At 42.3% G+C, this 26,035-nt stretch carries 26 protein-coding genes; 25 read left to right on the forward strand and 1 reads right to left on the reverse strand.

The genetic code is table 11. The features are described 5' to 3' along the window. Positions 1–192: 192 nt before the first annotated feature. From NCCP133_RS13525 to NCCP133_RS13645, 25 genes are all read left to right on the forward strand, one after another. Positions 193–924 (forward strand): TenA family transcriptional regulator, encoded by a 732-nt coding sequence (locus NCCP133_RS13525; RefSeq protein ID WP_264805547.1) that lies wholly within the window; start codon positions 193–195, stop codon positions 922–924. Positions 925–1,231: 307 nt separating this feature from the next. Continuing rightward, entirely contained in the window at positions 1,232–2,698 is a 1,467-nt protein-coding gene (locus NCCP133_RS13530; RefSeq protein WP_264805548.1) for an aldehyde dehydrogenase family protein, read from the forward strand. Positions 2,699–2,719: 21 nt separating this feature from the next. Beyond that, complete coding sequence (locus NCCP133_RS13535; protein WP_264805549.1) at positions 2,720–3,199, forward strand: GlcG/HbpS family heme-binding protein; 480 nt, start codon at positions 2,720–2,722, stop codon at positions 3,197–3,199. A 94-nt stretch (positions 3,200–3,293) separates the two neighbouring features. Then, the gene (locus tag NCCP133_RS13540) at positions 3,294–3,890 is read left to right on the forward strand and encodes a chromate transporter (RefSeq protein ID WP_264805550.1); all 597 of its coding nucleotides are present in this window, start codon (positions 3,294–3,296) and stop codon (positions 3,888–3,890) included. Then, positions 3,887–4,417 carry a chromate transporter gene (locus NCCP133_RS13545; protein WP_264805551.1) on the forward strand — a complete coding sequence of 177 codons (531 nt, stop codon included), beginning with the start codon at positions 3,887–3,889 and terminating at the stop codon, positions 4,415–4,417. The genes NCCP133_RS13540 and NCCP133_RS13545 overlap by 4 nt, the downstream gene beginning before the upstream one ends. Positions 4,418–4,459: 42 nt before the next feature. Next, the gene (locus NCCP133_RS13550; protein ID WP_264805552.1) at positions 4,460–5,146 is read left to right on the forward strand and encodes a GntR family transcriptional regulator; all 687 of its coding nucleotides are present in this window, start codon (positions 4,460–4,462) and stop codon (positions 5,144–5,146) included. A gap of 198 nt (positions 5,147–5,344) precedes the next feature. Then, positions 5,345–5,695 carry a (2Fe-2S)-binding protein gene (locus NCCP133_RS13555; RefSeq protein WP_264805553.1) on the forward strand — a complete coding sequence of 117 codons (351 nt, stop codon included), beginning with the start codon at positions 5,345–5,347 and terminating at the stop codon, positions 5,693–5,695. A gap of 295 nt (positions 5,696–5,990) precedes the next feature. Further along, positions 5,991–6,464, forward strand: a complete 474-nt coding sequence (locus NCCP133_RS13560; RefSeq protein ID WP_264805554.1) for a RidA family protein — start codon at positions 5,991–5,993, stop codon at positions 6,462–6,464. Positions 6,465–6,704: 240 nt separating this feature from the next. Beyond that, positions 6,705–7,481 (forward strand): hydroxypyruvate isomerase family protein, encoded by a 777-nt coding sequence (locus tag NCCP133_RS13565; RefSeq protein ID WP_264805555.1) that lies wholly within the window; start codon positions 6,705–6,707, stop codon positions 7,479–7,481. 1 nt (position 7,482) lies between these two features. Beyond that, positions 7,483–8,373, forward strand: a complete 891-nt coding sequence (locus NCCP133_RS13570) for an NAD(P)-dependent oxidoreductase (RefSeq protein ID WP_264805556.1) — start codon at positions 7,483–7,485, stop codon at positions 8,371–8,373. A gap of 298 nt (positions 8,374–8,671) precedes the next feature. Beyond that, entirely contained in the window at positions 8,672–9,346 is a 675-nt protein-coding gene (locus tag NCCP133_RS13575) for a lysozyme family protein (protein WP_264805557.1), read from the forward strand. Between the two features lie 390 nt (positions 9,347–9,736). Next, on the forward strand, positions 9,737–11,152 hold the full coding sequence (locus NCCP133_RS13580; protein WP_264805558.1) for an ATPase domain-containing protein: 1,416 nt from the start codon (positions 9,737–9,739) through the stop codon (positions 11,150–11,152). A gap of 13 nt (positions 11,153–11,165) precedes the next feature. Further along, complete coding sequence (locus NCCP133_RS13585) at positions 11,166–11,423, forward strand: hypothetical protein (protein WP_264805559.1); 258 nt, start codon at positions 11,166–11,168, stop codon at positions 11,421–11,423. Further along, positions 11,420–13,543, forward strand: coding sequence for a LuxR C-terminal-related transcriptional regulator (locus tag NCCP133_RS21885; RefSeq protein ID WP_309298068.1), 2,124 nt, complete (start codon positions 11,420–11,422; stop codon positions 13,541–13,543). Before NCCP133_RS13585 ends, NCCP133_RS21885 begins: the two co-directional genes overlap by 4 nt. A gap of 182 nt (positions 13,544–13,725) precedes the next feature. Next, positions 13,726–14,094 carry a DUF192 domain-containing protein gene (locus tag NCCP133_RS13595; protein WP_264805560.1) on the forward strand — a complete coding sequence of 123 codons (369 nt, stop codon included), beginning with the start codon at positions 13,726–13,728 and terminating at the stop codon, positions 14,092–14,094. Between the two features lie 36 nt (positions 14,095–14,130). Beyond that, positions 14,131–14,298, forward strand: coding sequence for a Flp family type IVb pilin (locus NCCP133_RS13600; protein WP_264805561.1), 168 nt, complete (start codon positions 14,131–14,133; stop codon positions 14,296–14,298). Between the two features lie 84 nt (positions 14,299–14,382). Beyond that, positions 14,383–14,889 (forward strand): A24 family peptidase, encoded by a 507-nt coding sequence (locus tag NCCP133_RS13605; RefSeq protein ID WP_264805562.1) that lies wholly within the window; start codon positions 14,383–14,385, stop codon positions 14,887–14,889. After that, the gene (locus tag NCCP133_RS13610; RefSeq protein WP_264805563.1) at positions 14,883–15,257 is read left to right on the forward strand and encodes a TadE/TadG family type IV pilus assembly protein; all 375 of its coding nucleotides are present in this window, start codon (positions 14,883–14,885) and stop codon (positions 15,255–15,257) included. Before NCCP133_RS13605 ends, NCCP133_RS13610 begins: the two co-directional genes overlap by 7 nt. 2 nt (positions 15,258–15,259) lie before the next feature. Then, the gene (locus tag NCCP133_RS13615) at positions 15,260–16,168 is read left to right on the forward strand and encodes a Tad domain-containing protein (RefSeq protein WP_264805564.1); all 909 of its coding nucleotides are present in this window, start codon (positions 15,260–15,262) and stop codon (positions 16,166–16,168) included. A gap of 11 nt (positions 16,169–16,179) precedes the next feature. After that, the gene (gene cpaB / locus NCCP133_RS13620; RefSeq protein ID WP_264805565.1) at positions 16,180–17,121 is read left to right on the forward strand and encodes a Flp pilus assembly protein CpaB; all 942 of its coding nucleotides are present in this window, start codon (positions 16,180–16,182) and stop codon (positions 17,119–17,121) included. Next, complete coding sequence (locus NCCP133_RS13625; protein WP_264805566.1) at positions 17,114–18,013, forward strand: AAA family ATPase; 900 nt, start codon at positions 17,114–17,116, stop codon at positions 18,011–18,013. The genes cpaB and NCCP133_RS13625 overlap by 8 nt, the downstream gene beginning before the upstream one ends. Then, positions 17,955–19,394, forward strand: coding sequence for a CpaF family protein (locus tag NCCP133_RS13630; protein ID WP_264805567.1), 1,440 nt, complete (start codon positions 17,955–17,957; stop codon positions 19,392–19,394). The genes NCCP133_RS13625 and NCCP133_RS13630 overlap by 59 nt, the downstream gene beginning before the upstream one ends. Next, entirely contained in the window at positions 19,394–20,332 is a 939-nt protein-coding gene (locus tag NCCP133_RS13635) for a type II secretion system F family protein (RefSeq protein ID WP_264805568.1), read from the forward strand. The genes NCCP133_RS13630 and NCCP133_RS13635 overlap by 1 nt, the downstream gene beginning before the upstream one ends. 3 nt (positions 20,333–20,335) lie before the next feature. Then, positions 20,336–21,256 (forward strand): type II secretion system F family protein, encoded by a 921-nt coding sequence (locus NCCP133_RS13640; RefSeq protein ID WP_264805569.1) that lies wholly within the window; start codon positions 20,336–20,338, stop codon positions 21,254–21,256. Positions 21,257–22,330: 1,074 nt separating this feature from the next. Continuing rightward, a complete protein-coding gene (locus NCCP133_RS13645) occupies positions 22,331–24,325 on the forward strand; it encodes an LTA synthase family protein (RefSeq protein ID WP_309298069.1) in 1,995 nt (664 codons plus the stop codon). A 65-nt stretch (positions 24,326–24,390) separates the two neighbouring features. Here NCCP133_RS13645 and NCCP133_RS13650 read toward each other — a convergent pair whose 3' ends face one another. Continuing rightward, on the reverse strand, positions 24,391–25,902 hold the full coding sequence (locus NCCP133_RS13650; RefSeq protein ID WP_264805570.1) for a NarK family nitrate/nitrite MFS transporter: 1,512 nt from the start codon (positions 25,900–25,902) through the stop codon (positions 24,391–24,393). Positions 25,903–26,035 lie beyond the last annotated feature (133 nt).

Genomic DNA, 26,035 nt, shown 5'->3' on the forward strand with positions numbered 1-26,035 from the left:
TCTTTAAAAATTCTAAAAATTTTGTTTACAATTGAAAAATAATAGGTTATTATTTGATTAAGGTATACCAAAGACCAAAAAAACAGGTTTAGAAGAGGTTGTAAATTGACAGCCTATTATTTTTTAAAATATTTTGGTATACAAAATATCAAATGCCAATCAACTGCATAAAAATTGAGGAGGAGTTTCCACATGACAGAATTATTATCTAAAGATGAATTTCGCAAAGAACTAGAGGAAGCGATTAAGGGCAATCATAGCCAGAAAGCTCCATTTACAGTAGCTTGGGCTGAAGGGAAACTGGAAAGAAAGCACTTTGCGAGATGGGCTGAAAACCATTACCACTATGTAGGACCTTTCGCAGACTACTTAGCGTATATCTATCACAACACTCCAACCGATCCGAAATTCGAAGCAGCAAAAGACTTCACACTTCAAAATATGTATGAAGAAGAAATTGCTGCTGACCGTCATACAGACCTTTTGATTCGCTTCGCGGAAGCTTGCGGAACAACTCGCGAACGCGTTATCGATCCTGAAAACATGGCTCCAACAACATTAGGCCTGCAAAGCTGGTGCTATGCAGTGGCCGCACGTGAAAACTTTGTAGTTGCAACAGCAGCTTTAGTTGTTGGTCTTGAGTCCCAGGTACCTGACATCTATCGCAAACAAACTCCTGCTCTTCGTGCACAATATGGATTTACAGATGAAGAAATTGAATTCTTTGACCTTCACATCGTATCCGATGAAATCCATGGAGAACGCGGCTACAAGATTGTTTTAGATCACGCAGACACTCCAGAATTACAGCAGCGCTGTCTAGAAGTAGTACGCACAGGTGCCAAAATGCGCCGTATGTACATGGATGGTTTGTGGAGAGAATACCTGGAACAGGATCTGGGATCTTTAGTAGAAGCTAAATAAGTTATAAAAGGGTTGGCTGTATGAAAGCCAAATGGTGATTTAGCACTCTGTTGATTGGAGCAGAAGGCACGAGACTCCAGCGGGAGGCTCACCGCCCGCTCCTCGGAAAGCGAGTGCCTGGAGCGGAAATTAACAGGCCAATGTAACAAAAGCTAGTAAATCTTATAAGACTTTTTCATCATTTAAATTAGTCTCTATTCCAGGCCGTCACACTAAATCTTGTCAATCGAGGTCTAAGTGGCGGCTATTTTTATAAACAGTGAATTTGGCGCAGTTAAGGGAGAAATAAACAGAGAGTAAGGTGATAATGTTGATTACAACAAAAGTAGAAACATTCAATAACTACATTAATGGAGAATGGCAGGAATCAGCCAGCCAAAAAAATTTTTATAGCGTAAATCCTGCAAACACCGAAGATGTCGTTGGTGTTTTCCAGGCATCCAATGAAACCGATGTGAAGCTGGCCATCGAAGCTGCGAACGAAGCTTTTCCAGAATGGGCAGAAACTGCTCCATCCAAGCGGGCAGCCATTCTAAACAAAGCGGCAGCCATCCTGGAGGAAAATGCCGCCCAATATGCCGAAGAACTGTCTAGAGAAGAAGGAAAGCATGTCAATGATGCTAAAAATGAAGTGCTAAGATCTGCACAAACTCTTCGCTATTATGCAGTTGAAGGACAAAGCTTCACAGGCGAAACCTTCCCGAATGATGATCCGAATATGAAAGTATCGACGGAAAGGGAACCGCTCGGGGTAGTGAGTGTGATTACACCTTGGAACTTTCCGATTTCCATTGCTGCCAGAAAAATCGCTCCCGCTTTAATTACAGGCAACACCGTTGTCTTTAAACCTTCATCAGATACTCCGCTAATCGCTGTTCGGCTTGTTGAGGCATTGCAGCAGGCTGGCATACCAAAAGGTGTCCTGAACTTTGTAACTGGCAGGGCGTCTGATGTTGGGAACCCATTAATCACTCATCCTGCTGTTAAAGCTGTAACTTTTACCGGTTCAACAGCTGCAGGTCAGGATATCCACCGCAAGAGCTCTTTCACTATCCGTACCCAAATGGAACTTGGCGGGAAAAATCCGCTTGTTGTCATGGATGATGCCGATCTGGATCTTGCCGCAACTTTAACCGTAAATGGGGGTTTCTCACTGACTGGGCAAGCTTGTACAGGAACAAGCAGAGTCATCGTGATGAAAGAAGTAAAAGAAGCATACGTGCAAAAGTTAATTGAGAAAACGAGCGCTCTTAAAATCGGCAGCGGTTTTGAAGAGGGAGTTAAAATCGGACCGCTGGCTAATGAAAAGCAATTAAAAAATGTGCTGAAGTATATTGAGTTCGGCAAAGAAGATGGGGCTGAACTTGTATTTGGCGGCGAACATTTAACTTCCGGGTCGTACGAAAAGGGCTTTTTCGTATCGCCAGCCATTTTCACAAATGTTAAACAAAATCACCGCATTGCCAAGGAAGAAATTTTTGGCCCTGTGATTGCCGTGATTGAAGTGGATACATATGAAGAAGCCATTGCAATTGCGAATGACGTTGACTATGGATTGTCTGCTTCGATCGTGACCAATAATTTAAAAACGGCAAACAGGTTTACGAAAGACATTCAGGCAGGGACGGTAAAAGTGAACCGGACAACTACCGGCAACTTGATCAACGCACCGTTTGGCGGCTTGAAGCAATCCAGTACGGCTACCTTCCGGGAATCAGGTAGAGTTGGCCTTGAATTCTTTACTCAAGTAAAAACCGTCTACATCGGCTACTAATTAGATAGAAGGAGAATGAACATGAAAACAGCCCTTAAATTGGAACTAGAAGAAGCAAAATTAATGATTGAAGCAGCCAAGGAAAAATCGGCAGAAATCAATGTACTCGAAACGATTGCCATTGTCGACGATGGCGGCAGCGTTATTGCGCTGGAACGAATGAATGGTGCAAGAATTACAGGACCAGATATCGCTATCGCCAAGGCTTACACTGCCTCCGGCCATAAGCGCTCTACACATTTATTCAATAAAGAGCCAAACGGCCCGGCACTGCCAGGAAATGAAGCATTCGGCATTCAGCATATGCTTAACGGCAAGTTTGCTGTGTTTGTCGGCGGTTTCCCGATCGTGGTAAACGGAGAAGTAGTTGGAGGAATCGGAATTAGCGGCGGCAATGGCGAGCAGGATACGACCGTAGGAATCGCTGCTTTACAAGCTCTTCAATCCTATCTGGAAAAAGACGGATATGAAGTTGTAACGGAAGCGAATATTAAAAAATAATAGAAAAGGGCCTCATTCGTTATGGCGATAGCGGAATGGGGTCCTTATTCAGTCATAAGGAACTTTTGGAGAAAGATTGGAGGGGGAGGATCGCATGAAACCTTATCTTGAATTGGCGATAGGATTTGCCCGCACCGGTGTTACAGGGTATGGGGGAGGTCCTTCGACAATACCGCTGATTGAATATGAGGCGGTTAAAAAATATAAATGGATGAGCGAAGAAGAATTTGGGGAGATCTTAGCGCTGGCAAATACCATGCCTGGACCTATTGCAACAAAAATGGCAGCTTATATAGGTTTTAAAGTAAAAGGGGGAATGGGGGCAACCGTAGCCATTCTTACGCATATCCTGCCATCCATTATTGCCATGCTTGCCCTGCTTGGCGTGCTGTATTCGTTTCGCCAATCCCCTATCGTAAGTGGGATGGTTCAGGGAGTAACGCCTGTTATCGGCTTTATGCTTGCAGAAATGGCCTACCGTTTTTACCAAAAAGGGAGCAAGGGGCTCGGCATGCCAAAAACCATATTGCTCGCCGCTGTATCATTCCTATTTGTTCAATTTATGGGATGGCATCCGGGAATATTGATTGCGGCAGTCTTGATTTCCGCCTTCTACATTGCACATAAAAAAGAAAAGGCTGAGAAAAAGGTTAATGAAGAATTCATGCCAGCAAGGGAGAAAAGTTCATGATTTATTGGGATATTTTCTGGGCGTTTTTTATTGCGAATTTACTAGGATACGGAGGCGGACCGGCAACCATTCCGCTGATTCAGATTGAAGTGGTAAACAACAATGGGTGGATGACGTTATCTGAGTTTGGGGATGTACTTGCAATTGCCAATGCCCTGCCTGGGCCGATTGCAACGAAAATGGCAGGCTTTATCGGCTACGAATTGGGCGGGGTGTTAGGTGCGGCTATAGCTCTTGCAGCAACAATCCTTCCATCCGCTTTAGCTGTCATTTTGCTTTTTAAATTTGTTAACTTATTTAAAGACTCGCCTAAAGTCAAGCTCATGACAAAGTCCGTGCAGCCGATCATTGCCGTGCTGCTGGCGATCATGGCCTATCAATTCTTTTTAACGGCATTCGAAAATAGCGGTGTTATGCATCTTGTGCTGCTTGCAGCAGTCAGTTATTTCACATTAATCAAGTTTAAGGTGCATCCTTCTCTCGTTATATTTGGAGCCTTGTTTTATGGAGGGATCTTCTTATCTTAAAGTCTATCGATCTATAAGAAAATAACAATAGCAGGTGGGAAAATGGAAAAGACATGGGAGGAAAATCAACTAATATCTATACGAGAGCATGCTTATCTATACTTAAAGAAACTCATTTTAGAAGGGGAATACCAGGCTGGCGACCGGCTTGTTGAAAGGGAACTTGCTGCCAAGCTGAACATAAGCAGGACGCCAATCCGCGAGGCTTTGTTCCGGCTTGAATCACAAGGCTTTGTGAAAACTGTTCCCAGAAAAGGGGTTGTCATTTCCAATATTTCAGAGGAAGAAGTGCTGGAAGTATTTACGATTCTCTCTTCCCTTGAAGTCCTGGCTGTAAAATTAGCAGCCCAAAGATTGGATGAAGAAACAAAAAAAGAATTGGATCGGAAAATTCAAGAACTAATGATGCTTGATGAACAAGATGAAGAGCATTTCAACTTTGAACATATTCAAATGAACAGGCTCATTAATAAAGCATCCAAAAGCCCGAAATTATACGAAATCCTGTCTGGTCTTATCGACTTTATTCATATGGCTGCCAATATGGGATATGAAACACCCGGCAGAAGGAAAGACTCCTTAAAGGAACATATTGAAATTATGAAGGCATTGCGTGATCAAGATATTGAAATTGCAGAATATCTTATGAGAATTCATATAGAAAATTCGAAGAAAGCCTATATAGCTTACATGAAACGGATGAAAAAGAAGCATAATAGCAATCTATAAACAGGCGTCTAGAGGGGAGAGCCTGTTTTCCATATCTTTGAAAGGGGTAAGGTTAATTAAGTAAATAGGAGAAAAAATTTAAAATAGAGTGGCTACAGAAGAAAAAACTTGAATTATTTAAAAGTTTTATATTGTCTGAATATTATCTTTGTGGTATATTGTATACCAAGAAGAGGAATGACAAGGAGGAAGTCGATCATGCCAAATATCCATTTTGTAAACAGCCAAAAAAAGTTAGAGGTACCTGAAGATTCCAATATACTAAGAATGTCGCTTCGCTATGATGGAGAACTTCCAAATCGCTGCGGCGGCGGAATTTGCGGAACATGTGTCTTTAAAGCGGAAGAAGGATCGGAACATCTGGATAATGTCAAAATTCAGGAAAGAAGAAAATTAGGGGAAGAGTGGCTAGAGAAAGGCTATCGTTTAGGATGCCAGACATTTGTTACAAACGGTGATATCGCTATCTCCTGGGACGAGGAAGTAACCAGCCAGGTGAAAAAGAGAAAGCCGGATAAATTAAAACCGACGGTATCTGCAAGCAAATGATTAACAAGCATTTCAATGTGTAATGGACGAATCTATACAGAATCGCCTATTACACATTGAAAGAGTGAAAAAAAAATAAAAAAAGTGGGTGAAATGATGTGGGTTTGCAGCAACCATTTAAAAGAAGCCATACAATTATTGAAAACGCCTCATATTCGAAAAGCTCCGTACGAAATCAAATGTTCGCTTTGTGACAATCAGGCTTTTGCTAAAGTTTATTACACTCACCGGTCTTTCAAGTTCACGAAACAGCTTTATTCTTCATTAAAACAACGTGTTTCCCAGGAGGCTTAGTATGGAAGGAATAAAAAAGGGGATTGAAGAAAGGCTTGAGGAGTTAGAGATTCAGCTTCCTGTTTTAGTAGATATTAAGATGCCGTTTGAACCGGGTGTCATCTCAGGCAATATCGTCTTTCTATCCGGACAAACGCCAAGAGTTAATGGCGTTCAGAAGTATACGGGGACTGTTGGAGCGGATATCAGCATCGAGGAAGCGCAGGAAGCTGCACAAATCTGTACGTTAAATTTGCTGGCAGCCCTTAAAGGAATAATTGGAGATTTAAATAATGTCAAAAGAATTGTCAAAATGGATGGATATGTTGCTTCAACACATGATTTTAAAGACCATCCTTCCGTCATCAATGCCGCATCTGAACTGCTTCATAAAATTTTTGGCAAAGAGAATGGACACGCACGCAAAGCAGTGGGAATGGCCTCCCTGCCAGGAGGAGCTCCGGTAGAAATTGAAATGATAGTGGAAATTAAATAGCTTTTTAAATCCTTTTATGGGCTGCTCAGTTGAATGAGCAGCTTTTTGTTTGGACATTCTTAAAGACTGTATAAATTTGCAATGAAAATGGAGTAGAACAAACTGGATTTTTGATATTTTAAGAAGAAAAAAGGGTTCTATTTACTTTTACCGAATTAATCTAATAAAGCTTGTCAAATGGCATTTATCTTCAATCTGGGAGAAGACCCAATTTTTCCTTTTAGAGTAAAGGAGGCTGTAATGAATAGATATTCTGTAAATCTATCAACCGTTTTTACTGAGGTTCCTTTTTTAGAGCGTTTTAGAAAAGCTGCAGAAGCTGGTTTTTCTTCGGTTGAATGCCAATTTCCGTATGCTTATACAATAGAAGAAATCCGGAAAGAGCTTGACCAAAATCGATTATCAATGGAGCTGCTGAATTTGCCGCCTGGCAATTGGGAAAAAGGAGACAGGGGCCTAGCTGCTGATCCTAACCGGATTGAAGAATTTAAGAGATCAGTAACTGAAGGCATTCGCTATGCTAATGGACTTGGTGTTAAAAAAATTCATTGTATGGCTGGTGTTGTGTCTGCCAGCAGCGAAAAGGAAAAGGCAGCACAAGTGTATAAAAAGAATCTCTATTATGCCGGCTTGGGCATGGGGAAGGCTGGAATTTCTCTATTAATTGAACCGATTAACACAAATGATATGCCGGGCTATTTCTTGAATGATATCGGGCAGGCAGCAGAGATCATAAAGGTAGTGAATTTGCAAAATGTGAAACTGCAATTTGATTTTTACCATATTGAAAGAATTCATGGTAACCCGCTTTCTTTCTATCAAAAATATACAGATCTTACGGCACACGTTCAAATCGCGGACCATCCAGGCAGACATGAACCCGGCACTGGCAGAATGAATTATCAGGATATACTCCGGCATTTGGCGGCCACAAATAAAAGCATGATCGGACTTGAATATAATCCGAAGTTCAGAAGCGAAGATAGCTTTGAATGGCTAAAAAGTTGGGGGCATTAAGATGAAGATTGGATTTATTGGGACGGGTATAATGGGGTCGCGGATGGTCAAGCGTCTCCTTCTAAATGAATATGAGGTTCACGTCCATAACCGGACGATTGAAAAAGCGCAGCCGCTTATCGAACAGGGAGCGATCTATGCCGAATCCATCAGCTCACTAGCCCGTGATTGTGATGTGATTTGCACGTGCTTATCGATGCCAAAAGACGTTCTCGATGTCTACACAGGCTCCGGCGGCGTGATTGGGAATGCCCGGCCAGGAGCGATTTGCATAGACCTGACATCTGTGGGAGCCGATACCAGCAAAAAAGTATTTGAGGCAGCAGCCGAAAAAGATATCAGTTATCTTGACTCTCCTGTAAGCGGAGGACCTGAGGGAGCAGAAAACGGAACCTTAACGATTATGGCTGGGGGAGAGAAAGGTGCATTTGAAAAAGTTGAGCCAATTTTAACTGTACTGGGTAAAACAATCGAGTACCTTGGCTCACCCGGGTCCGGCAGCATTGCCAAGCTGATCAATCAATATCTGGTAGCGGTCCATTCGCTTGCAGCTTCAGAGGCAATGGTAGCTGGAGCGGCTTACGGATTGGAGTCCGAGCAGCTTTTTAGCATTTTAAAGGCAAGCTATGGAGACAGCCGAATTCTGCGAAGGCATATGGAACAATACGTATTTGACCGCAATTTTACGCCTGGAGGAGCAGTGAAATATGTCCATAAAGATGTCCGGCTTGCGAATCAGCTTTTCCAGGCAGCAGGGTTGGACGATGTAACCGGGCTGCTGGCTGAAAAGGCTTTTGAGCATGCAGCCGAACGTGGCCTAAGCGATCAAGATATGTCGGCAGTCATTCAGCCGCTGGAGGAAGCATCAGGAGTTTTGGTGAAGAGGAAATAATCAATTAGCGGAGGCGAGTGTCCCTCCGTTTTTATCGTTTATTTGATGACGATGGTGAAAAGCCGGTTTGAAGGGAACTGACCGATATACTGGAAAAGTGGCCGATAAAATGAAAATTTGACCGATATAAAGAAAAACTAACCGATAAACGCTGCAAACTGACCGATAAAAGATCTGCTACCAAAAAAGATTGCTCTTAAAAGAAGCTTTTCCTATTAAAATTTCAATCGATTGCTGTTATTCTAGTAAATAGATACAATAAAAACAAAAAAAGAATTGTTAAACTGGGAGAGCAGCGATGAAGCGCAAAAAAAGCAAAAAAAGGGCAAAACGCAGTTCAAGTATAGCACTATGGTTGTTTACGATTATTTTTATCTTTGTATTAATCGATCAAGCTAAACAGCTGAAGATAGATGAAAAAACGGTGACTCTCCTTCCTAATCCAGTGGCGGAGGAAGTTCAAAAATACACCCCTGTTCTTCAGAAGGAGCTTGAAAAAGTACAGCTCGAAGAATACACTGTTGTATTAGCAGCCATTATGCAGCAGGAAAGCAAAGGAAAGGGCGGGGACCCTATGCAGGCATCCGAATCTGCAGGCTTGCCGCCGAACTCCATCAAGGATCCTGGGCAGAGCATCGAACAAGGAGTTAAGCATTTTTACCGTGCATTAGAATATGGGAATAAGAAAAATGTTGATTTTCCAACCGTGATCCAGGCATATAACATGGGAATCGGCTATATCGATTTTGTTTCCCAGCAGGGCGGGAAGCACAGCGAGGAAACGGCAAAGGAATTTTCGCTAATCCAGGCTGAAAAGAACCCGGGAGTTTATAATTGCGGCGGCGACAAAAATAACTTCCGATATCCTTATTGTTATGGGGACTTCACATATACAACGAAGGTTACGAAAAATATAGAGAGTTTAACGGCAAGCAATTCTGGGGAAATTCCTCAGGATCTTTTGGATATTTAGCAAGCTGCCCTCTTCCTATTTTGGAAGGGGACAGCTTGCTTTTTCTTCATTAATAAAAAATTGCTTGTTTTAGTTAGTTACATTCCATCTTTAGTAACTGGTTAAAGTTGTAACCAATTTGCTTCCTACTATATTCCCAATTACTCAGAAATATTTCACAAAACTTTTAGGTTAAAACATAACTGGGTATAGAGGGTATAAATGTTATAGTATGGAAATTTATTTCTTTGGCATGAAAAATACATAGCTGCAATCCGGTACATAAGTAAAAATCGATACAGAATGGGAATGGTGGGGGATATTCAGTCCGCATGGGTTAGATTAAGATAAGATGAACTCTTTCTCATTCTGATGAGATTTTTCGAATAACAGAGAAGGGGTGTTAATCTTATGAAGGTATCAACAGGAATACGGGGATTGGATAAGGTTTTGGATGGCGGGATACCACAGGGTTCTGCCGTTGTCCTGGAAGGAGCTCCAGGTACAGGGAAGACAACGTTAGGGATGCAGTTTTTGTACAAGGGAATTGTTGATCATAATGAGCCAGGAATCTTTTTTACATTCGAAGAATTTCCGGATCAAATCTATGAAGATATGAAGAGCTATGGCTGGGACTTAAAGGATCTGGAGAGAAAAAACATGCTCAGGGTTATTGGCATTTCTCCAGATATTTTACTGGAACAAATGGTAGCAAACGACGGATTATTTGAGCAGCTTGTCAGGGAGATTGATGGCAAGCGGATTGTGATCGACAGCATCAGCTTATTTGAGTATCTATCAAATGAGGCAGGGGAAAAGGGAAGGAGTATTTTATATACGGTCCGCAATATTGTAAGGAAGTTTGGGCTTACTTCACTATTCATTCAAGAGGATGACAATCTTGATAAAAGCAAGATCCCATTCGAGCATTTCATCGCAGATGGTGTCATACGCTTATCGTTAAAAGAGCATATGAATATTTATCGGAAGAGAACATTGGAAGTGACGAAAATGAGGGGCACGAAAATAAAGGAAGGGGAACATATTTACCAAATAACTGATAGTGGCATCTATCTCCTTCTTGCATCTCAAATTGTTACGGATAAATACATTAGCGACAATAACGAGAAGATCAAAACGGGCATACCAAAGCTGGATAGTCTTCTTGGAGGAGGCATGGCGAAAGGTGCGGTATATATGCTGGATACGAACAGCAAGGCAAATTACCGCCACATCGTAGGGGCTATTTATGCGGAACGGGTTAAGGCCGGAAACCGTATCTTGAGCCTGCTGTCAAGCACACAAACGATAACCGAGTTAAAAGCCCTGATGGATCTTTATGGCATTAATATAGACCAATTGGCAAAAGAAAAAAGATTCTACTTTATAGAGCATTACAACCGGCCGTTTCCTGCCGGATGGGAAGGTTCCGTCTTTCAAGTCCAGGATATGAAAAATGAAGAATATGATCTTTTTCTGCGGGAAAAGTGCACATCCCTGATTAAGGATAATCACGAAGATTGGTTTGCTTATTATGATTTAAGCACGATCTTTAATGAACGGGGAGCAGAATATGTGTTAAGGTCATTTGCCAAGGAGACTGCATTTGCCAGGTCTGTTGGCATGACGGTCCTGGTTCTGTGTAATTTTAAAGAAGTCGGTGTACAGGCGGCATCATTTTTGGAGCGTACATCAAATGGTGTTTTTAAGACCTGGGTGGATGGTTCTTACCAGTACATGCAGGTGACAAAATCACCGGATGGACAGATTTCAAAGCCTTATCTGCTGGAAAGCATCGATCAAAAACCATATATCCGATTAGTATAGAGGAGGGAAGAATATGGTGAAAAGAGAGCATTTGTCACTTGAAATGGAATGTTTGACGCTGTTTCAGTCCAACCCTTATTTATTTGAGACCATACAAGGACTGGAGAAAAGGCTGGGGAGAAGAATGTCCGATCTGGAGCCGATTCTGGAGGGTTTAACTGCCCAGGGCATCCTGCAAAAGACAGGAGAAGGAGCCCTGGCGTATTTCCGTTATAAGGAACCTGCCGTTATTGCTGAATTTAGCTTTACAAGCGAGCTGGAGCCATTATGATTCGATCATTTGACCTCATTGAAGAATTGCAGGAAATGTATGCGAGCCATTATAGCCTAACAAATTTCATTACGGATGAATCAGGGAATATCATAATGCCGGCAAAAGGCAATAACGCGCTTTTTAACCTGCTGCTCGTACGGGGCGCTGTTAAAGAAATCATAGAGACTGTAACAAAAGAATTTGAACTCTCAAAACCTTTTTTTATTGATATACTGCCAGGTGTTTATGCCTGTATTGCTCCAGTGGAAGGCCATCCCGGAACTTTATTATGGAGCGGGGTAAAAATCGAGCAAAGCTCAAGAGATATGGTCAAAAATAAAATTGATCACTTGATAGATGGTGTGGAAGTGGATCGGCTATTGTCTCAGACATCAACCCTCACACTGGAAAGCAAGAAAGAGTGGCTCCTTTCCGTAAAGAAAGCCGCAAACATGATATCTCAATTAAAGGGTGGCGGAGTTTCTCTGTTTTCAGAACACTTGAAGGTTCTTCAGGAAGCTTTCAAAGCGGAAGAAGGGAATGTTTCCCGTTTTCTTTACAGCTTCCTTGAAAAAAACAGCAGAATTGATTTTCTGGGAATATGTGAACCGCGATTGGATGATTTTTATGAGGTTTCCCATGCTGCCGGGGAAGATGCTGAACAAATACAGGGAGCCAGTTTTTCACCTGGAGAAGGCTTTCTTGGAAGGGTGCTCCTGACCGGAGAGCAAGCATTTTGGGAGGGTATCGAAAAAGATCCAAAGTATACTTTTTTTCAGAAGTATCACTTTTATCCAAAGTCATTATTCTGTTTTCCTATTCAGCTTAGGGATGGAACCCTTTCTCTCTTTTTTGGCGGAAGCAGATCAAGCGAAGTGAACACGGATACAGTAAAAGATTCAATTAAGAATATGGCAATGCTGATGGAAGTAATTCTTTCGGCTGAGTCACTCCAAAAAGAAAACAGCGGCCATCTCAGCAGGCAATCTGCACTGGCGGATATCAGCATGATGCTGGTCTCTGCACCAGATCTAAAAAAGATCTCCTATATTCTTGTAGATATTTCCATGAGTTTAGTAAAAGGTCCGTTTTCTGCCGTGATGTTGAAAAATCCACAAAAGCAAAACATGATGCTCGTTTCAAGAGGCAATATCAAGGGAGAGAGGGGCAGCTACCTGAAAAGGGCTGCAAAGGATTACTTCACTGCAACATCAGATTTGCCCCCAGACCGGTTAGTGCCAAGTATGAAGAAGCTGGAAGGATCCCCTGCCATTATTGAATGCCCGCTCCATTTTAGGGGAGAAATTTTAGGGCTAATTTGTGCGGGAACAAACGGTCATCCAAACCAAGAGACAGAAGAGCTGCTGCCATTCCTCCACACTCTATCCCTGATTGCGGGAGTCTCTTTGCAGCTGGCAGGCGAGGGACAGGAGAATGTGATGGAAAGAAAGATCGAAATCCTTCACTCCTCGATCAAAGAGTTTGATGCTGAAACCAATCGGATTGCAGAGGAATCTTTTAAAATCGCCCGGGAATTCACCGGTAAACTGGCTCTTTCTGAACCTCTTATAAAAAATATCTTAATAGCCTGCAAGGTTCATTGTTTTTCACACGAATATTTGGCTGAAAAGTTCCCGGAAGCTGAATTTCCCCAGATCGTAAAGGATGGAACAGGGATCCTTGCTGAAGGTTCCGCGTTTAAAAACGAAGAACCGGGCATTGGCAGTCAAATATTTGCCTTGGCAGTTTCCTATGCCAGGAACGAAGGAGATATGGAAGCGATTATAGTCCGTCCTTACATGAAAAAGATCCGCCAGGAATTTTTATCGTATCTGGAAGACAGCCAGGTAGTGGAGCAGGAGCTGACCCTGGAGCCGGAAAGCAGCCATGCTATGGGAAGCAAATCTGTAGAAAGCACCATTAAAAACCACATGAATCTGTCCTCCAGAGAAAAAGAAGTTCTGGACCTGGTCATCCAGGGACTTAATAATAAGGAAATCGCACAGGAACTCTACATTAGCGAACATACCGTTAAAAATCATCTCACCAAAATCTTTCAAAAGCTTAATGTACCAGATCGCACCCAGGCGATTTCAAAAGTCTATCAATTAACCTATAATGGTTCAGCCAATCCGTAGCCTCCTGATTAAGGAGGTTTTTTTAATTCCTATAGATATAGGAATACTAGAGAGATAGCTGTGCCATAATAGGAAACCATTCTTATAAAAACCGTTTTTCATAAAGGGAAAGGAGGGGGATATTTTATTTTCCCATTTCCCTGCATAATAAGCATTGTAAGTGATCAACACAAAGGCAGGAGGTGCTGAAAACGAATCTGCTGAACCTCGATACGAAGAGAGTGATCGCGGAGGAGGTCAAACCGGCTTATACCTTTTGGAAAAGATTTAAAGGCCTGATGCTGACAAAAAGCATGCCTGAAAACCTGGCCCTTCATCTTTCGCCATGTCCGAGCATTCATACCTTTCTAATGAGATATCACATTGATGTTTTATATCTGAATGATCGGAATGAAATTGTCGGACTGGAGGAAAACCTTGCGCCTGGCAAAACAGGCAAAAGATATCCGGAAGCTGTATCGGTCATCGAGCTGCCTGCCGGAAAAATAAAAGCAACCTTAACCGCGGCTGGACAAGCTGTAGCCTTTGTGGAGAAAAACGAACAAAATTAATAAAATACTATTTTCATATAAAAGGAGAGAGTTTACATGTTAAACAAAATTAAAGGATTATTTATCGAAGAAGAAGGTCAAGGGATGACTGAGTATGGCATGATTCTTGGGCTAGTGGCTGTTGGTGTAATCGGAGCGCTAGTAATTTTAAAGGATAAAATCGCCGGTCTATTTGAAAAAATTAGTTTCAATCCGCCAGCATAATAAAAGAAAAGAGAAAAAGGACCCTTATTACAGGGTCCTTTTTCAAAGAATTACTCAAAAACCCAATGAAAGGATGGCCCACAAATGGATCTTTTTCTAGTCATTATCCTATTGATATGTGTCATAACCGATGTGAAGAGCAGAAAAATATATAACAAGGTTATCTATCCAGCCCTTCTAGCGGGATTTGCCTATCATCTGGCCACTGGAGGCTGGGATGCTTTATTCCATTCTTTCCTTGGCTTTTTGATCGGGCTTGGACTCCTTTTAATCCCTTACTTGATGGGAGGCATGGGGGCAGGGGACGTTAAGCTTCTCGCCTTAATTGGCACTTTAAAGGGCGGAGCCTTTGTTTTCCAGTCCTTCTTATATATAGCCGTGATCGGAGGAATCATCGCACTGGGGATTGTTCTTTTCCGAAGCGGAGTGCTGAAGTCAATGATTTACTTTTTTTATAGTCTCCTAAAAGGAGTACGGAATACGGCAATCATTTCAAGGGGGTCCTTAACAGCCACATATCCTTATGGATTGGCGATTGCTGTGGGCACTGCCCTTTCACTGCTGTTCGAAAGGGTGCCCGGCCTATGGTAAGAAAGGAAGATGGCCAGTCATTGGTAGAGTTTGCGCTCATTCTTCCCTTGTTTCTTCTATTGCTAATAGGTGTGATTGATTTTGGGAGAATCCTGTATACCCAGATGCAGCTTGAGCTTGTCTCCCAGGAGTCCGTAAGACTTGGGGGCCTTGGAAAAACGGACGACGATATACGAGCATATGCAAAAAATCAGTTTACACAGGGTGATTCTTCCCAGCTTACAGTGGATATTACTCCTGCCGGAACGAGAAAACCAGGTACCTATGTAACTGTTGCTATTTCCTATCCGGAAACTCTTTTGGAAGCATTGGGAAGCATGGCTATGCCGTATACCATTAAAACCAGTTCGACGATACGGGTGGAATGACCATGATCATAAAGAAATTAACGGGAAAAGAGGATGGCAGCATCCTCGTTCTGTTTGCTGTTGGCTTAGCGGCTTTGATTGCGATGACTGGCCTGGTTATCGATGGCGGGCATTTGTATATGCAGAAAAGCCGTCTGCAAAAGACGGCCAATGCTGCTGCCTTATCAGGAGCACAGGAAATACCGAACAGCGAATCAGCTGTCAATGAGGTCGTTAGCCATATCCTTGCCTCGCATGGGGAAGAGGGCAGCCTTAAGCAGTCCAGCATTAAAAATAGTAACAAGCTTTATTTAGCGCTTGAAAAAAATGTCCCTCTTTTCTTTGCGACTCTGTTCGGAGTGGATAGCCTCACAGTAAATGCAGATGCTGCGGCAGCTTTAGCCCCAATGGGTGCAGCAAAGGGGGCTGTTCCATTAGGAATTAATGAATCGGTTGCTCTTCAATATGGCCAGGCCTATCAGCTAAAGGTTGATTCAGGGGATTCGGCTTCAGGGAATTTCGGGGTTCTTGCTCTTCAGGGACCTGGTGCAAAGCTATACGGAGAAAGCTTGACATACGGGTTTGACCAGTCTTTAAAGGTCGGGGATATCATCAATACTCAAACAGGGAATATTGCAGGCGAAACACGCTCTGCAATTAATTACCGGATTGACGCATGCCCTTCTGGCGACTATCAGATCAGGGATTGTCCCAGGGTGATGCTGGTTATCGTTTATAAGCCGTATGAAATGGCAACGAATCAGCTGAAAAGCATTAAAATAACAGGGTTTGCTTATTTTTATGTTACCGATCGGATGGGAAGCAGCGATGATTCGATTAAAGGCATATTTATAAAAAGGACAGGCGCCGGAGCCGCTGAGACAGACATGCCTCTTGACCGGGGAGCATATGCGGTAAGGCTGACAGAATAGGTGGATGTACATTGAAAACGAAAAAATTATTGTTTCTGGCGATCGTTTCAGGCCTCATGACAACCCTCCTTTTCTATTTATTTGTTAATAGGGAAAGTACAGAACCAGCAGATGCGGCTGTTCCTATGGCTACAGTGGTTACAGCGGCCATAGATATCAGCAAAAACGGGAAAATGACAAAAGAAAACCTTACAACAGCTGAATTTCCAGAGGATCAAATTCATCCTGAGTCCGTCCGGGATCCCGAAGCGATTATAGGCAAGTATGCTTCCGCAGATATCAAGCAAGGCGAGGTTATGATGCTTCACAGGGTCTATGAATCGAAAGAAGAGGAAAAGGTTATTTCAAGAAAAATAAGTGAGGGCTATCGGGCAGTATCTATCAGTACGGACTTTGTCAAATCTGTCTCCAATCAAATTGAGCCGGAGGATTTGGTGGATGTAGTGCTCAGCGAAGAAGCTCCTTCTAGTGATTCTGGTATAAAAACAGAACTGATACTGGAAAAGGTCCGGGTGCTATCTGTAGGAAAAAGACTTACAGAAAAACAAAATAATGAAGCCGATACAGGGAGCGAGCCGGAGTATTTGTCTGTCACTCTTGAACTGAAGCAGGAGGATAGCGTAAAAATCATTAACGCAGGCGAACGGGGAAGTCTGCATTTAGTACTGAACAGCCAGCTTTCTTCAAAGGAAGAAGCTGAGACAGGGGAACAGGGGGAACAGGAAAATCCTGCGCCTGATACCCAATTAGTCACGCTTTCAAAGCGTTCCATTATTCGCAATGAGCCCCATCTTAATGGATATATCATATCAATCGTTGACCAGGATACCAAGCTGAGATTCCTTGGAAAACAAGAAACGGATGGAGAAGGCAGACTATGGCTTTTTATCGAAACTCCTGATAAAAAACAGGGCTGGATCAGCAGCAGAATCGTTAAGCAGGAGGGTGAATAGAGAGAAAGGAGCGGTTAAGTTGGCTGAATCGTTTATAAATGACAATTCACGGGGGAAAATGATCGTTATTTGCAGTGCATCAGGCGGCACAGGGAGAACAGCGGTAACAGTCAATTTGGCCGCGGTGCTTGCAAAAAGAAAGATGAAGGTGGATATACTCGATGCTGATTGGCAGTTTGGCGATATTGCAATGGCCCTTAATCTTGAGCCTGCTGTGACCATCAAAGAGATAGCAGAAAAGCAGGATAGCAGGAATGCCCGGAATTATTCCATTTTTCATTCCACAGGAATCAGAGTATTGGCTGCGCCGGACCGGCCGGAATATGCTGACATGATTACATCAGATGTTCTTGAAGCAACAGTCAGCGCGCTTCTTCCGGAAACTCAGGTGCTCTTGGCTGAAACAGAGGCAGGGCTAACTGACAGGAACCTTCAGCTAATGGAAATGGCAGACATCGTCCTCCTGATCACAACTCCCGGTATAGGATCGCTTAAAAATACAAAGCTGATGGTTGAAACACTGGAGGCTCTTGAATTAAAGGACAAAGTAAGGCTGTTAGTCAATCAAAAAGCGGGTTCAAATGCCATTAAAGATAGCATGGTTCCAAAGCTTGTAGGAGTGGAGCCTTTCTATTTTTTGCAGTCAGAAAAGACACAGCTAGCAAGCTCGCTGGATTTAGGGGAGCCAATCGTGCTCAGTCATCCAAAGCTTGGTTTTTCAAAGGGAATCGAAGGGCTGGCTGAAATGCTTTTTCCTCAAGAAAAACAGTTCAGAGATTCCAGCTTCCTAAGGCTGCTTCAAAAGAAAATAACGGGTGTAAGGGGAAGAGTAGATGAGATTATTGGAAAGAATTCAATCGAAGAATCAAAAGGAATTCAAAAAAATCAGTGAAAATCCGCTTCATCCTGAGCTGAAGGCTGATACAGAAGGTCCCGAATTTTCTGCAGAGGTGCAGGTGAAGCCGGAGAAAAAGACTAAAAAGACGACTAACATTGAAAAGAAAAAAACGCCAGCACCTAATAGTGAATATCAGCAGATGAAGGATCTTGCTTTCAAATATATTTTAAAAGAAAGAAAAGAAGAGGATGTAGAAGAAATTGCGGAGGATCTAGACTCGATTATTGCAGATATTCTCCAGGAAAATGAGGGATTAAAGGCTTCCCTAGATCTTGATAAGCTGAAGGAAGAATTAACAAATGACTTAACTGGGTATGGCCCCATTAATCCATTGCTCCTTGATGACGATGTCTCCGAGGTTATGGTAAACGGTCCCGATCAGGTATATGCAGAGCGGGGCGGCCGTTTGCAGCAGACAGATATCACCTTTCGGGACAACGATCATGTTATGGCAGTATTGGAAAAAATTGTGGCACCCCTGGGACGGAGAATCGATGAGAGCAGTCCAATGGTGGATGCACGTCTCAAGGATGGTTCAAGGGTAAATGCCATTATTCCGCCTCTTGCCTTAAATGGCCCGACGATTACAATTAGGAAATTTTCCAAGGATCCTTTTACAATCCATGATTTAATTCGCTTTGGAACCGTGACACCCGAAATGGCCGACTTTATAGAAGCTTGTGTAAAAGCAAAGCTGAACATCTTTGTAAGCGGGGGTACCGGATCAGGAAAAACGACAACATTAAATGTATTATCCTCGTTTATATCGAATGATGACCGTATTGTTACAATCGAGGATGCAGCGGAGCTCCAATTGGGGCAGGAGCATGTGGTCACGCTTGAAACACGTCCTCCCAATATTGAAGGCAATGGTGCGATTACCATCCGGGATCTTGTCAGGAACTCGCTTAGGATGAGGCCTGACCGTATTGTGATTGGTGAGGTGCGAAGCGGGGAAGCACTGGATATGCTACAGGCCATGAATACAGGGCATGACGGCTCGCTTGCAACCGGACATGCGAATAGCCCGCGCGATATGCTGTCCCGTTTGGAGACGATGGTGCTGATGGCGGGAATGGAGCTGCCAATCAAAGCAATCAGGAGCCAGATTGCAGGGGCACTTGATCTCATCATCCAGCAATCAAGGCTGAAGGACGGCTCGCGAAGAATTACAAACATAACCGAAGTACAGGGCTTGGAGGGAGATGTCATAGTACTTCAGGATATTTTTGTTTTTGAGCAATATGGAGTTGGCGAAGATGGAAAAATCATCGGCAAGCTGGTTCCTACAGGGGTACGGCCAAAGTTTTATGAGCGGATGGAGCAGGAAGGGATTACTCTTCCGCCTTCCATTTTTCAGGAAAGGGTGGAGTAATGGTGACTGCAGTTTTGTTTTTGTGCCTTTTTATGACAACTTTCCTTTTTCTTTATTCTATTAATTCTATTCGATCCTCTAAAAAAAATAGTGCAGAAAACACCAAGCATGAGCCTATAACCATTAAGCAGTTGCTGAAAAAAGGGAACATTACATTAAAAACGCTGCTTGTTAAAAAGAAAAAGAACAGCAGGCAGACTGACCGGCTGGAAGCGCAGCTCAGCCTGGCGGGTGTCCCGATGAAAGCGGAAGAGTTCAAGGTATTTCAATGGTTTTCTGTTATCATCAGCGGAGGGATTCTCTATATTTTAGCCAATGAATTTTTCTTATTGGCTGCAGGTGGAGTAATTGGGTTCCTCCTTCCCAGGCTATGGCTTAAGCAGAAGCAAAGAAAGCGCATCAAACAGTTTAACGCTCTCTTGCCGGGAATGCTAAATTCCATCATAGGTTCTCTCAAGGCCGGCTTTAGCTTTCTTCAATCTCTGCAAATGGTGGCAGAGGAGTCCGGCTCGCCAATTAAAGAAGAAGTTCAGTATGTGCTTAAATCCCTCCAATATGGAACATCAATGGAGGATAGCTTAATACAATGGAAAGATCGAATGCCAAGTGAAGATCTAAGCTTGCTGGTGGAAGCCATCTTAATTCAAAGGCAGGTTGGCGGCAATCTTGCCTATCTGCTTGGAAAGATCGTGGACACAAACAGGGAACGAAACAAACTGGAAAACCAGATCAAGACACTCACAGCACAGGGTAGGCTATCGGGTATAATTATTAGTTTTCTGCCAATTGGTTTAGGAATAGTTATTTACTTCATGAATCCTGACTATATAGGCACTCTTTTCAGCCAAACGATTGGACAGGTCATGCTGATTGCAGGCGCAGCCGGCCAGGTGATCGGGTTTCTCTTTATAAGGAAAATTACCACAATTGAGGTGTAAAGAATGCTTATGCTGTATATAGGCCTTTTTATCTGTTTGAGCCTATTTTTTTATGCTATCCTGGCGATCAAATCTTCCAAAAAAATTCATATGGAAAAACGGATTCAGTTCTTCTTTGAAAAAACGGCTCAAGCACCTTTGGGAGAAAGTGAATCGGAAGTTCAGGAGTCATTTTCAGAGCGGGTTTTAATGCCTGTATGGAAAAACCTCAAGATGAAATTTCAAAAAAGCCTGGACAAGGAGAAAGCGGACAAACTCGAGCTAAGGCTGGCGCAGGCGGGATATCCTTTTGGGTGGAGCGCGATTGAATTTAAGATTATTCAGACCTCAATTCTAGTGTTTATGCCGATTTTAGGTTTCGGCTTCACCTATTTGCTGAACCTTGAAAATCATCTAAAGCTCCTTTTTTCCATGCTATTTTTCATTGTGGGGTTCATTGCTCCATCCATGTACCTGAAGTCAAAAATGCAAAAAAGAAATAAAGAGGCATTAAAGGAGCTTCCGGATACACTTGACTTACTGACGATCAGTCTTGAAGCAGGGCTAGGGTTCGATGCCGCCCTGAGCAAGGTTGTTTCCAAGAAAAGTGGCGTTTTAGCTGATGAGTTTACTTTCGCACTGGAAGAAATCAGAATTGGCAAAACCAGAAAGGAAGCGCTCGGCGGAATACAGGAGCGTCTGCAGGTAGAGGAATTGAAAAACTTAATCTATAGCATTATCCAGGCAGAAAAGCTTGGGATTGGCATGGTCTCGGTTCTGCGGGTGCAAACCGAGGAAATCAGGGATAAAAGAAAGAACAGGGCTGAAGAAGCAGCTATGAAGGCACCGATCAAAATGCTGTTTCCGCTTGTTCTGTTCATCTTTCCAACGTTATTCATCATTTTATTGGGACCTGCCATTCTGCAGTTTATGGAGTCTTTTTAAATTCAAGAAACAAGATAAATCAGCCTGATTAAATATAAAAAACGCCTGAATTGGCGTTTTCTCATTAATTAGAGCTTTTTTTATAAGGTGCTTTTGTTTGTATGCATCCATTCATAAAGAGCAATGTATGGCTAGTTAATTAAAAGTAAAATCCACATTAGCAAAATCTGCTTTAAAATACGCTATCTCAAGTGTAATCAATAAGAACTGGCTCAAGTTCATATTGGTATAGCGCTCCAAATGTCTTAGGTAAGGTGACAAACAGCTTATCATTATGGCAATCTATCAAAATAACGAAATCCTCGCTTTTATATATTCCAGTAAACATAGATAAGGGGATCAATTCTTTGGAGAAGTTTCTCCCATCCGCCTGAAATTTTTTAAAAAAATTCTTAATAAGGTCTTCACTGTTTCTGGACACTGGGGTGATACTAATATTGCTTAAATCGATTATCTGCTCTTGGCAGAGTTCCGTATGCCATATTGATAGCTTGCTAATCCATCCCACCTTTATTTAAGTAATACTTCTCCTTTATTGGCAACGAGAACGGTCCCCTATAAATGATTGCTGCCAGCGAGCCCTTCCATGTAATCATGAGCCAGCTGATTTAATCCATATCATAAGTCCCATTCAGGTATAATTTGTTATCGCTTTTCATATATATTGGCTGTTGTCAGTTTTTTCTCCTTTATTTAAAAATTATCGTTTAATAAGTTTTTACATAAAAAATGAAACCAAATCGCTTTTCAATCGTCTATATATACGTGAGTTTATTTTTTAAAGGCGTTTGCAGGAAGATCTTGTGAGGAATCATGGGAACAGAAAAGCAGGCAAAGGGGCGATAATACTGTTTTCTTAGACCGGAATGGCTGTTTTGGCAGGATATGCTTGACTTTTTTAAAAAACCGGGTATAGTTATATTCTTGCGCAGGCTTTTTATTAAAAGTCTTAAGATGTCCATAGTTTATTAATATTTAACAGGTATGATAATTAATAGATTGATTGCCAGGATATGAATTTAAAAACCAGAATGAATTATGTTAGAATAATGATCTAGAAGGTAGGTGTAAGTTTTGAATACTTTACTTCAAAAGAGTCATGGCATTTTTAATAAATATATTGGCTTTTTCTTTTTGGCAGTATTCCTGCTTTGGATGAAAACGTATATTACCCAGATGACACAATTCAATTTAGGCATTGAAAGTGCATTGCAGCAGTTCCTGTTATTTATTAATCCGCTCGGATCTTCACTGCTATTTTTAGGACTTGCCTTTTTCTTTAAGGGAAGAAGGAAATACATTGCACTTATGGTGATTTATTTCCTTTTGTCTTTCCTATTATTTGCAAACGTGGTGTACTATCGTTTCTTTAACGACTTTATTACATTGCCGACTTTGACACAGACACAAAACTTTGGCGATGTTAGCGGAAGTATTAGCGCACTGTTAAATCCCGCTGATTTTCTTCTTTTTGTTGACGTGCTTGTGCTGATCGGATTGCTTGTTTTTAAAGTCGTAAAAATTGAAGCAAAGGATATGTCCCGCCGCAGAGTGGCAGCCTTAATTTATGTTTCATTAGCTGTTTCCTTTGCAAATCTTGGATTGGCAGAAACAGACCGTCCGGAACTTTTGACTAGAGGTTTTGACCGCAACTATATCGTTAAGTATCTGGGGATGTACAATTACACGATCTATGATGCCGTTCAAAGTACGAAAGCATCGGCCCAGAGAGTTTTGGCGGATAGCAGTGATACTACTGAAGTGATTAACTTTACGAAATCCAATTATGCAGAGCCAAACTCAGAGTATTTTGGAAAAGCAGAAGGCATGAATGTGATTTATGTTCATTTAGAATCCATTCAGACTTTTTTGATGGACTACAAATTGCATGGGGAAGAAGTAACCCCATTTTTAAACTCATTGACACGTGAAGAAAACACCTTGTATTTTGATAATTTCTTCCATCAGACTGCGCAAGGTAAAACAGCAGATGCTGAGTTTATCATTGATAATTCCCTCTATGGATTGCCGCAGGGCTCGGCATTCACGACTAAAGGGATGAACACATACCATTCCGCTCCGGGTATCTTAAAGGACAAAGGCTATACGTCTGCAGTATTCCACGGGAACTCAGGAAGCTTCTGGAACCGGAACGAGATCTATAAATCTTTTGGCTTTGACCATTTCTTTGATGCATCTTATTATGACCTTAAGCCAGAGGAAATGGCTGATTATGGATTACATGATAAACCGTTCTTTGAGCAGTCCATTCCATATTTGGAGTCACTGCCACAGCCATTTTACTCTAAGTTCATAACTGTATCCCATCACTATCCTTTCCAATTGGATCAGGAGATGGCGACGATTGAGCCTCATACAACAGGCGATAAATCAGTGGATAACTACTTCCAGACAGCCCGTTATGCTGATGAAGCACTTAAAGAGTTTTTTGAGCAGCTAAAAGCTTCTGGCCTTTATGAGAACTCCGTTATTGTGATGTATGGTGACCATTATGGTATTTCCAAAAACCACAACAGAGCAATGGAACAAGTACTTGGCAAGGAAGTTACGCCATTTGAAAGTGCTGGCCTACAGCGCGTGCCATTATTCATTCGCGTTCCTGGAATGGAAGGCGGCGTAAACCATGAGTTCGGCGGTCAAATTGACCTAATGCCTACTCTTATGCATTTGCTTGGTGTCGATACTAAAGATTATCTGCAATTTGGTACAGATTTATTATCTGAACAGCATGATGATCTGGTTCCGTTCAGAAATGGTGACTTTATGAGCCCTACGATTTCTTCCATTGACGGTAAGTTCTATGATTCAACTACTGGTGAACTGCTTGAAGAAGAACGCTTTGAAGAGGCGGAAAAACTTCAGGATAGTGCAGAACAAAAACTGGCGCTTTCCGATAAAGTAGTAAATGGCGACCTTCTGCGTTTCTACACACCTGAGAATTTTGAACCTGTAGACCGTTCGGAATATGACTATAAACCGGATGATTCTGAAGGTGCAAATACTGAAGCGGAAAGTGAAAAAACAGTTGAAGAACCATCTAATGAATAAATAAATTAGGCTGCCTGGGTAAATCCAGGCAGCCTTTTGCTGTTTTGGGATTAGGGATGTTGGTCTTATAGTGCCTTTCGTTCCCTTATGCTTTCTTTAACCCGTGGGGCCTCGTTAGTTTGACGATCCTGTTCAGATAAATAATATTCCGAGCTGAAGGAGTTATTTGGTTCTTCCAGCCAGAAAAAGCAAATGGCAAAGCTGATCAGCCCCCCGGCTGCCAGGGTAAAAAAGAAAGTCTGCGGAGAAACAAAAGTATACAGGGTTAAATAGATCGTTGCACCGACATTTCCATAAGCTCCTGCCATTCCGGCTATTTGCCCTGTTATCCGTTTTTTTATCATGGGAATAACGGCGAAGGTAGCCCCTTCAGCTCCTTGTATGAACATGGAAGTCAGAATGGTCATCATAACAGCAGCGAATAATGGCCAATTGGAATCGATAAACCCCATTCCCAAGAGGCCGGCCGAAATACCAAGCATATAAACTAACATGACTCTCTTTCTGTTTCCCATCCGATCTGAAAGCATCCCGCCAAGCGGACGGGCAATAAGATTAATAAAAGCGAAGGAAGCTGCAATCAATCCGGCTGTAGAGGGTGACAGGGAGAATGTCAGCTGAAAAAACATGGGCAGCATTGATACAATCGCAAGCTCTGCACCGAAATTCGCAAAATATGTACTGTTCAACGCAGCCACGTTTTTAAACTTATATTGATCTTCCTTAGGAACTCCCGCTTTTAATATAGGAATATTCACTTCCAATATCTTATAAACCTGTATAATAAAAGCCAGTCCAATCAGGATCCAGATAAGATATAAAGCACTCTCCGAAATAAAGCCCAGATTTTCAATTCTCCAGGCACTGACGGCTAGAGCACCTCCAAGCGGAATGGACCATACGATCAGCCGAAACATATCTCCCCATGTGCTAACCTCCATTGCCCCTGATCTTTTCGGTTTAACGAGGGCTTTTCCTTCAGGGGTATCCTTTACAGCCCAAAAATAGAATACCCCATAAACAAGACAAATGAGTCCTGTTAAGGCTAAAGCATATCTCCATCCATTATCGCCTCCGAAAAGGTGTAGGCCGATAACCGGCAGGATCATGGCTGCGGCTGCAGACCCGAAATTTCCCCAGCCCCCATAAATTCCTTCTGCAAAGCCGACTTCTTTTGGGGGAAACCACTCAGAAACCATTCGGATGCCAATGACAAAGCTTGCGCCTATACTGCCGAGGACTAAGCGCGATATCATCAGCTGGAGCCAATTATCTGCAAATGCGAAGATGAAGGCCGGAATGGACATGACAATCAATAGAGAAGAATAAACCAGTCTGGGGCCATGCCGATCCAGCAGGTTCCCAATTATGATTCTGGCTGGAATTGTTAAGGCGACATTCAGGATACCTAGTGCGGCAATATGTTGTGCAGTAAGCCAATTCATTTCCTCCAGCATAGTGGTAGCTAGAGGAGCCATGTTGTACCACGTCAAAAATGAAATAAAAAACGCGAGCCATGTATAGTGCAATACCTTCATTCGATCATCTTTAAATTTGAATACATCTGCAACCTTCATTAAAAGTCCTCCCTTAATATCTGAATATTTTAATATCATCGCATAAATTGAATTTTTATGTAATTATTATGTAAGATTTTCTTACATAAGTAAAAATTCCTATTTTCATCTGTATTCATTGCTGCCAGCTGGA

Origin of the sequence: Cytobacillus sp. NCCP-133, assembly GCF_026011715.1 — a bacterium.
Taxonomy (GTDB): domain Bacteria; phylum Bacillota; class Bacilli; order Bacillales; family Cytobacillaceae; genus Cytobacillus.

Excerpts from the sequence above, each read along its gene's own strand:
- NCCP133_RS13525 (WP_264805547.1), top strand. The coding sequence starts at position 193 with ATGACAGAATTATTATCTAAAGATGAATTTCGCAAAGAACTAGAGGAA.
- NCCP133_RS13530 (WP_264805548.1), top strand. The coding sequence starts at position 1,232 with ATGTTGATTACAACAAAAGTAGAAACATTCAATAACTACATTAATGGA.
- NCCP133_RS13535 (WP_264805549.1), top strand. The coding sequence starts at position 2,720 with ATGAAAACAGCCCTTAAATTGGAACTAGAAGAAGCAAAATTAATGATT.
- NCCP133_RS13540 (WP_264805550.1), top strand. The coding sequence starts at position 3,294 with ATGAAACCTTATCTTGAATTGGCGATAGGATTTGCCCGCACCGGTGTT.
- NCCP133_RS13545 (WP_264805551.1), top strand. The coding sequence starts at position 3,887 with ATGATTTATTGGGATATTTTCTGGGCGTTTTTTATTGCGAATTTACTA.
- NCCP133_RS13550 (WP_264805552.1), top strand. The coding sequence starts at position 4,460 with ATGGAAAAGACATGGGAGGAAAATCAACTAATATCTATACGAGAGCAT.
- NCCP133_RS13555 (WP_264805553.1), top strand. The coding sequence starts at position 5,345 with ATGCCAAATATCCATTTTGTAAACAGCCAAAAAAAGTTAGAGGTACCT.
- NCCP133_RS13560 (WP_264805554.1), top strand. The coding sequence starts at position 5,991 with ATGGAAGGAATAAAAAAGGGGATTGAAGAAAGGCTTGAGGAGTTAGAG.
- NCCP133_RS13565 (WP_264805555.1), top strand. The coding sequence starts at position 6,705 with ATGAATAGATATTCTGTAAATCTATCAACCGTTTTTACTGAGGTTCCT.
- NCCP133_RS13570 (WP_264805556.1), top strand. The coding sequence starts at position 7,483 with ATGAAGATTGGATTTATTGGGACGGGTATAATGGGGTCGCGGATGGTC.
- NCCP133_RS13575 (WP_264805557.1), top strand. The coding sequence starts at position 8,672 with ATGAAGCGCAAAAAAAGCAAAAAAAGGGCAAAACGCAGTTCAAGTATA.
- NCCP133_RS13580 (WP_264805558.1), top strand. The coding sequence starts at position 9,737 with ATGAAGGTATCAACAGGAATACGGGGATTGGATAAGGTTTTGGATGGC.
- NCCP133_RS13585 (WP_264805559.1), top strand. The coding sequence starts at position 11,166 with ATGGTGAAAAGAGAGCATTTGTCACTTGAAATGGAATGTTTGACGCTG.
- NCCP133_RS21885 (WP_309298068.1), top strand. The coding sequence starts at position 11,420 with ATGATTCGATCATTTGACCTCATTGAAGAATTGCAGGAAATGTATGCG.
- NCCP133_RS13600 (WP_264805561.1), top strand. The coding sequence starts at position 14,131 with ATGTTAAACAAAATTAAAGGATTATTTATCGAAGAAGAAGGTCAAGGG.
- NCCP133_RS13605 (WP_264805562.1), top strand. The coding sequence starts at position 14,383 with ATGGATCTTTTTCTAGTCATTATCCTATTGATATGTGTCATAACCGAT.
- NCCP133_RS13610 (WP_264805563.1), top strand. The coding sequence starts at position 14,883 with ATGGTAAGAAAGGAAGATGGCCAGTCATTGGTAGAGTTTGCGCTCATT.
- NCCP133_RS13615 (WP_264805564.1), top strand. The coding sequence starts at position 15,260 with ATGATCATAAAGAAATTAACGGGAAAAGAGGATGGCAGCATCCTCGTT.
- NCCP133_RS13630 (WP_264805567.1), top strand. The coding sequence starts at position 17,955 with ATGAGATTATTGGAAAGAATTCAATCGAAGAATCAAAAGGAATTCAAA.
- NCCP133_RS13635 (WP_264805568.1), top strand. The coding sequence starts at position 19,394 with ATGGTGACTGCAGTTTTGTTTTTGTGCCTTTTTATGACAACTTTCCTT.
- NCCP133_RS13640 (WP_264805569.1), top strand. The coding sequence starts at position 20,336 with ATGCTTATGCTGTATATAGGCCTTTTTATCTGTTTGAGCCTATTTTTT.
- NCCP133_RS13650 (WP_264805570.1), bottom strand. The coding sequence starts at position 25,902 with ATGAAGGTTGCAGATGTATTCAAATTTAAAGATGATCGAATGAAGGTA.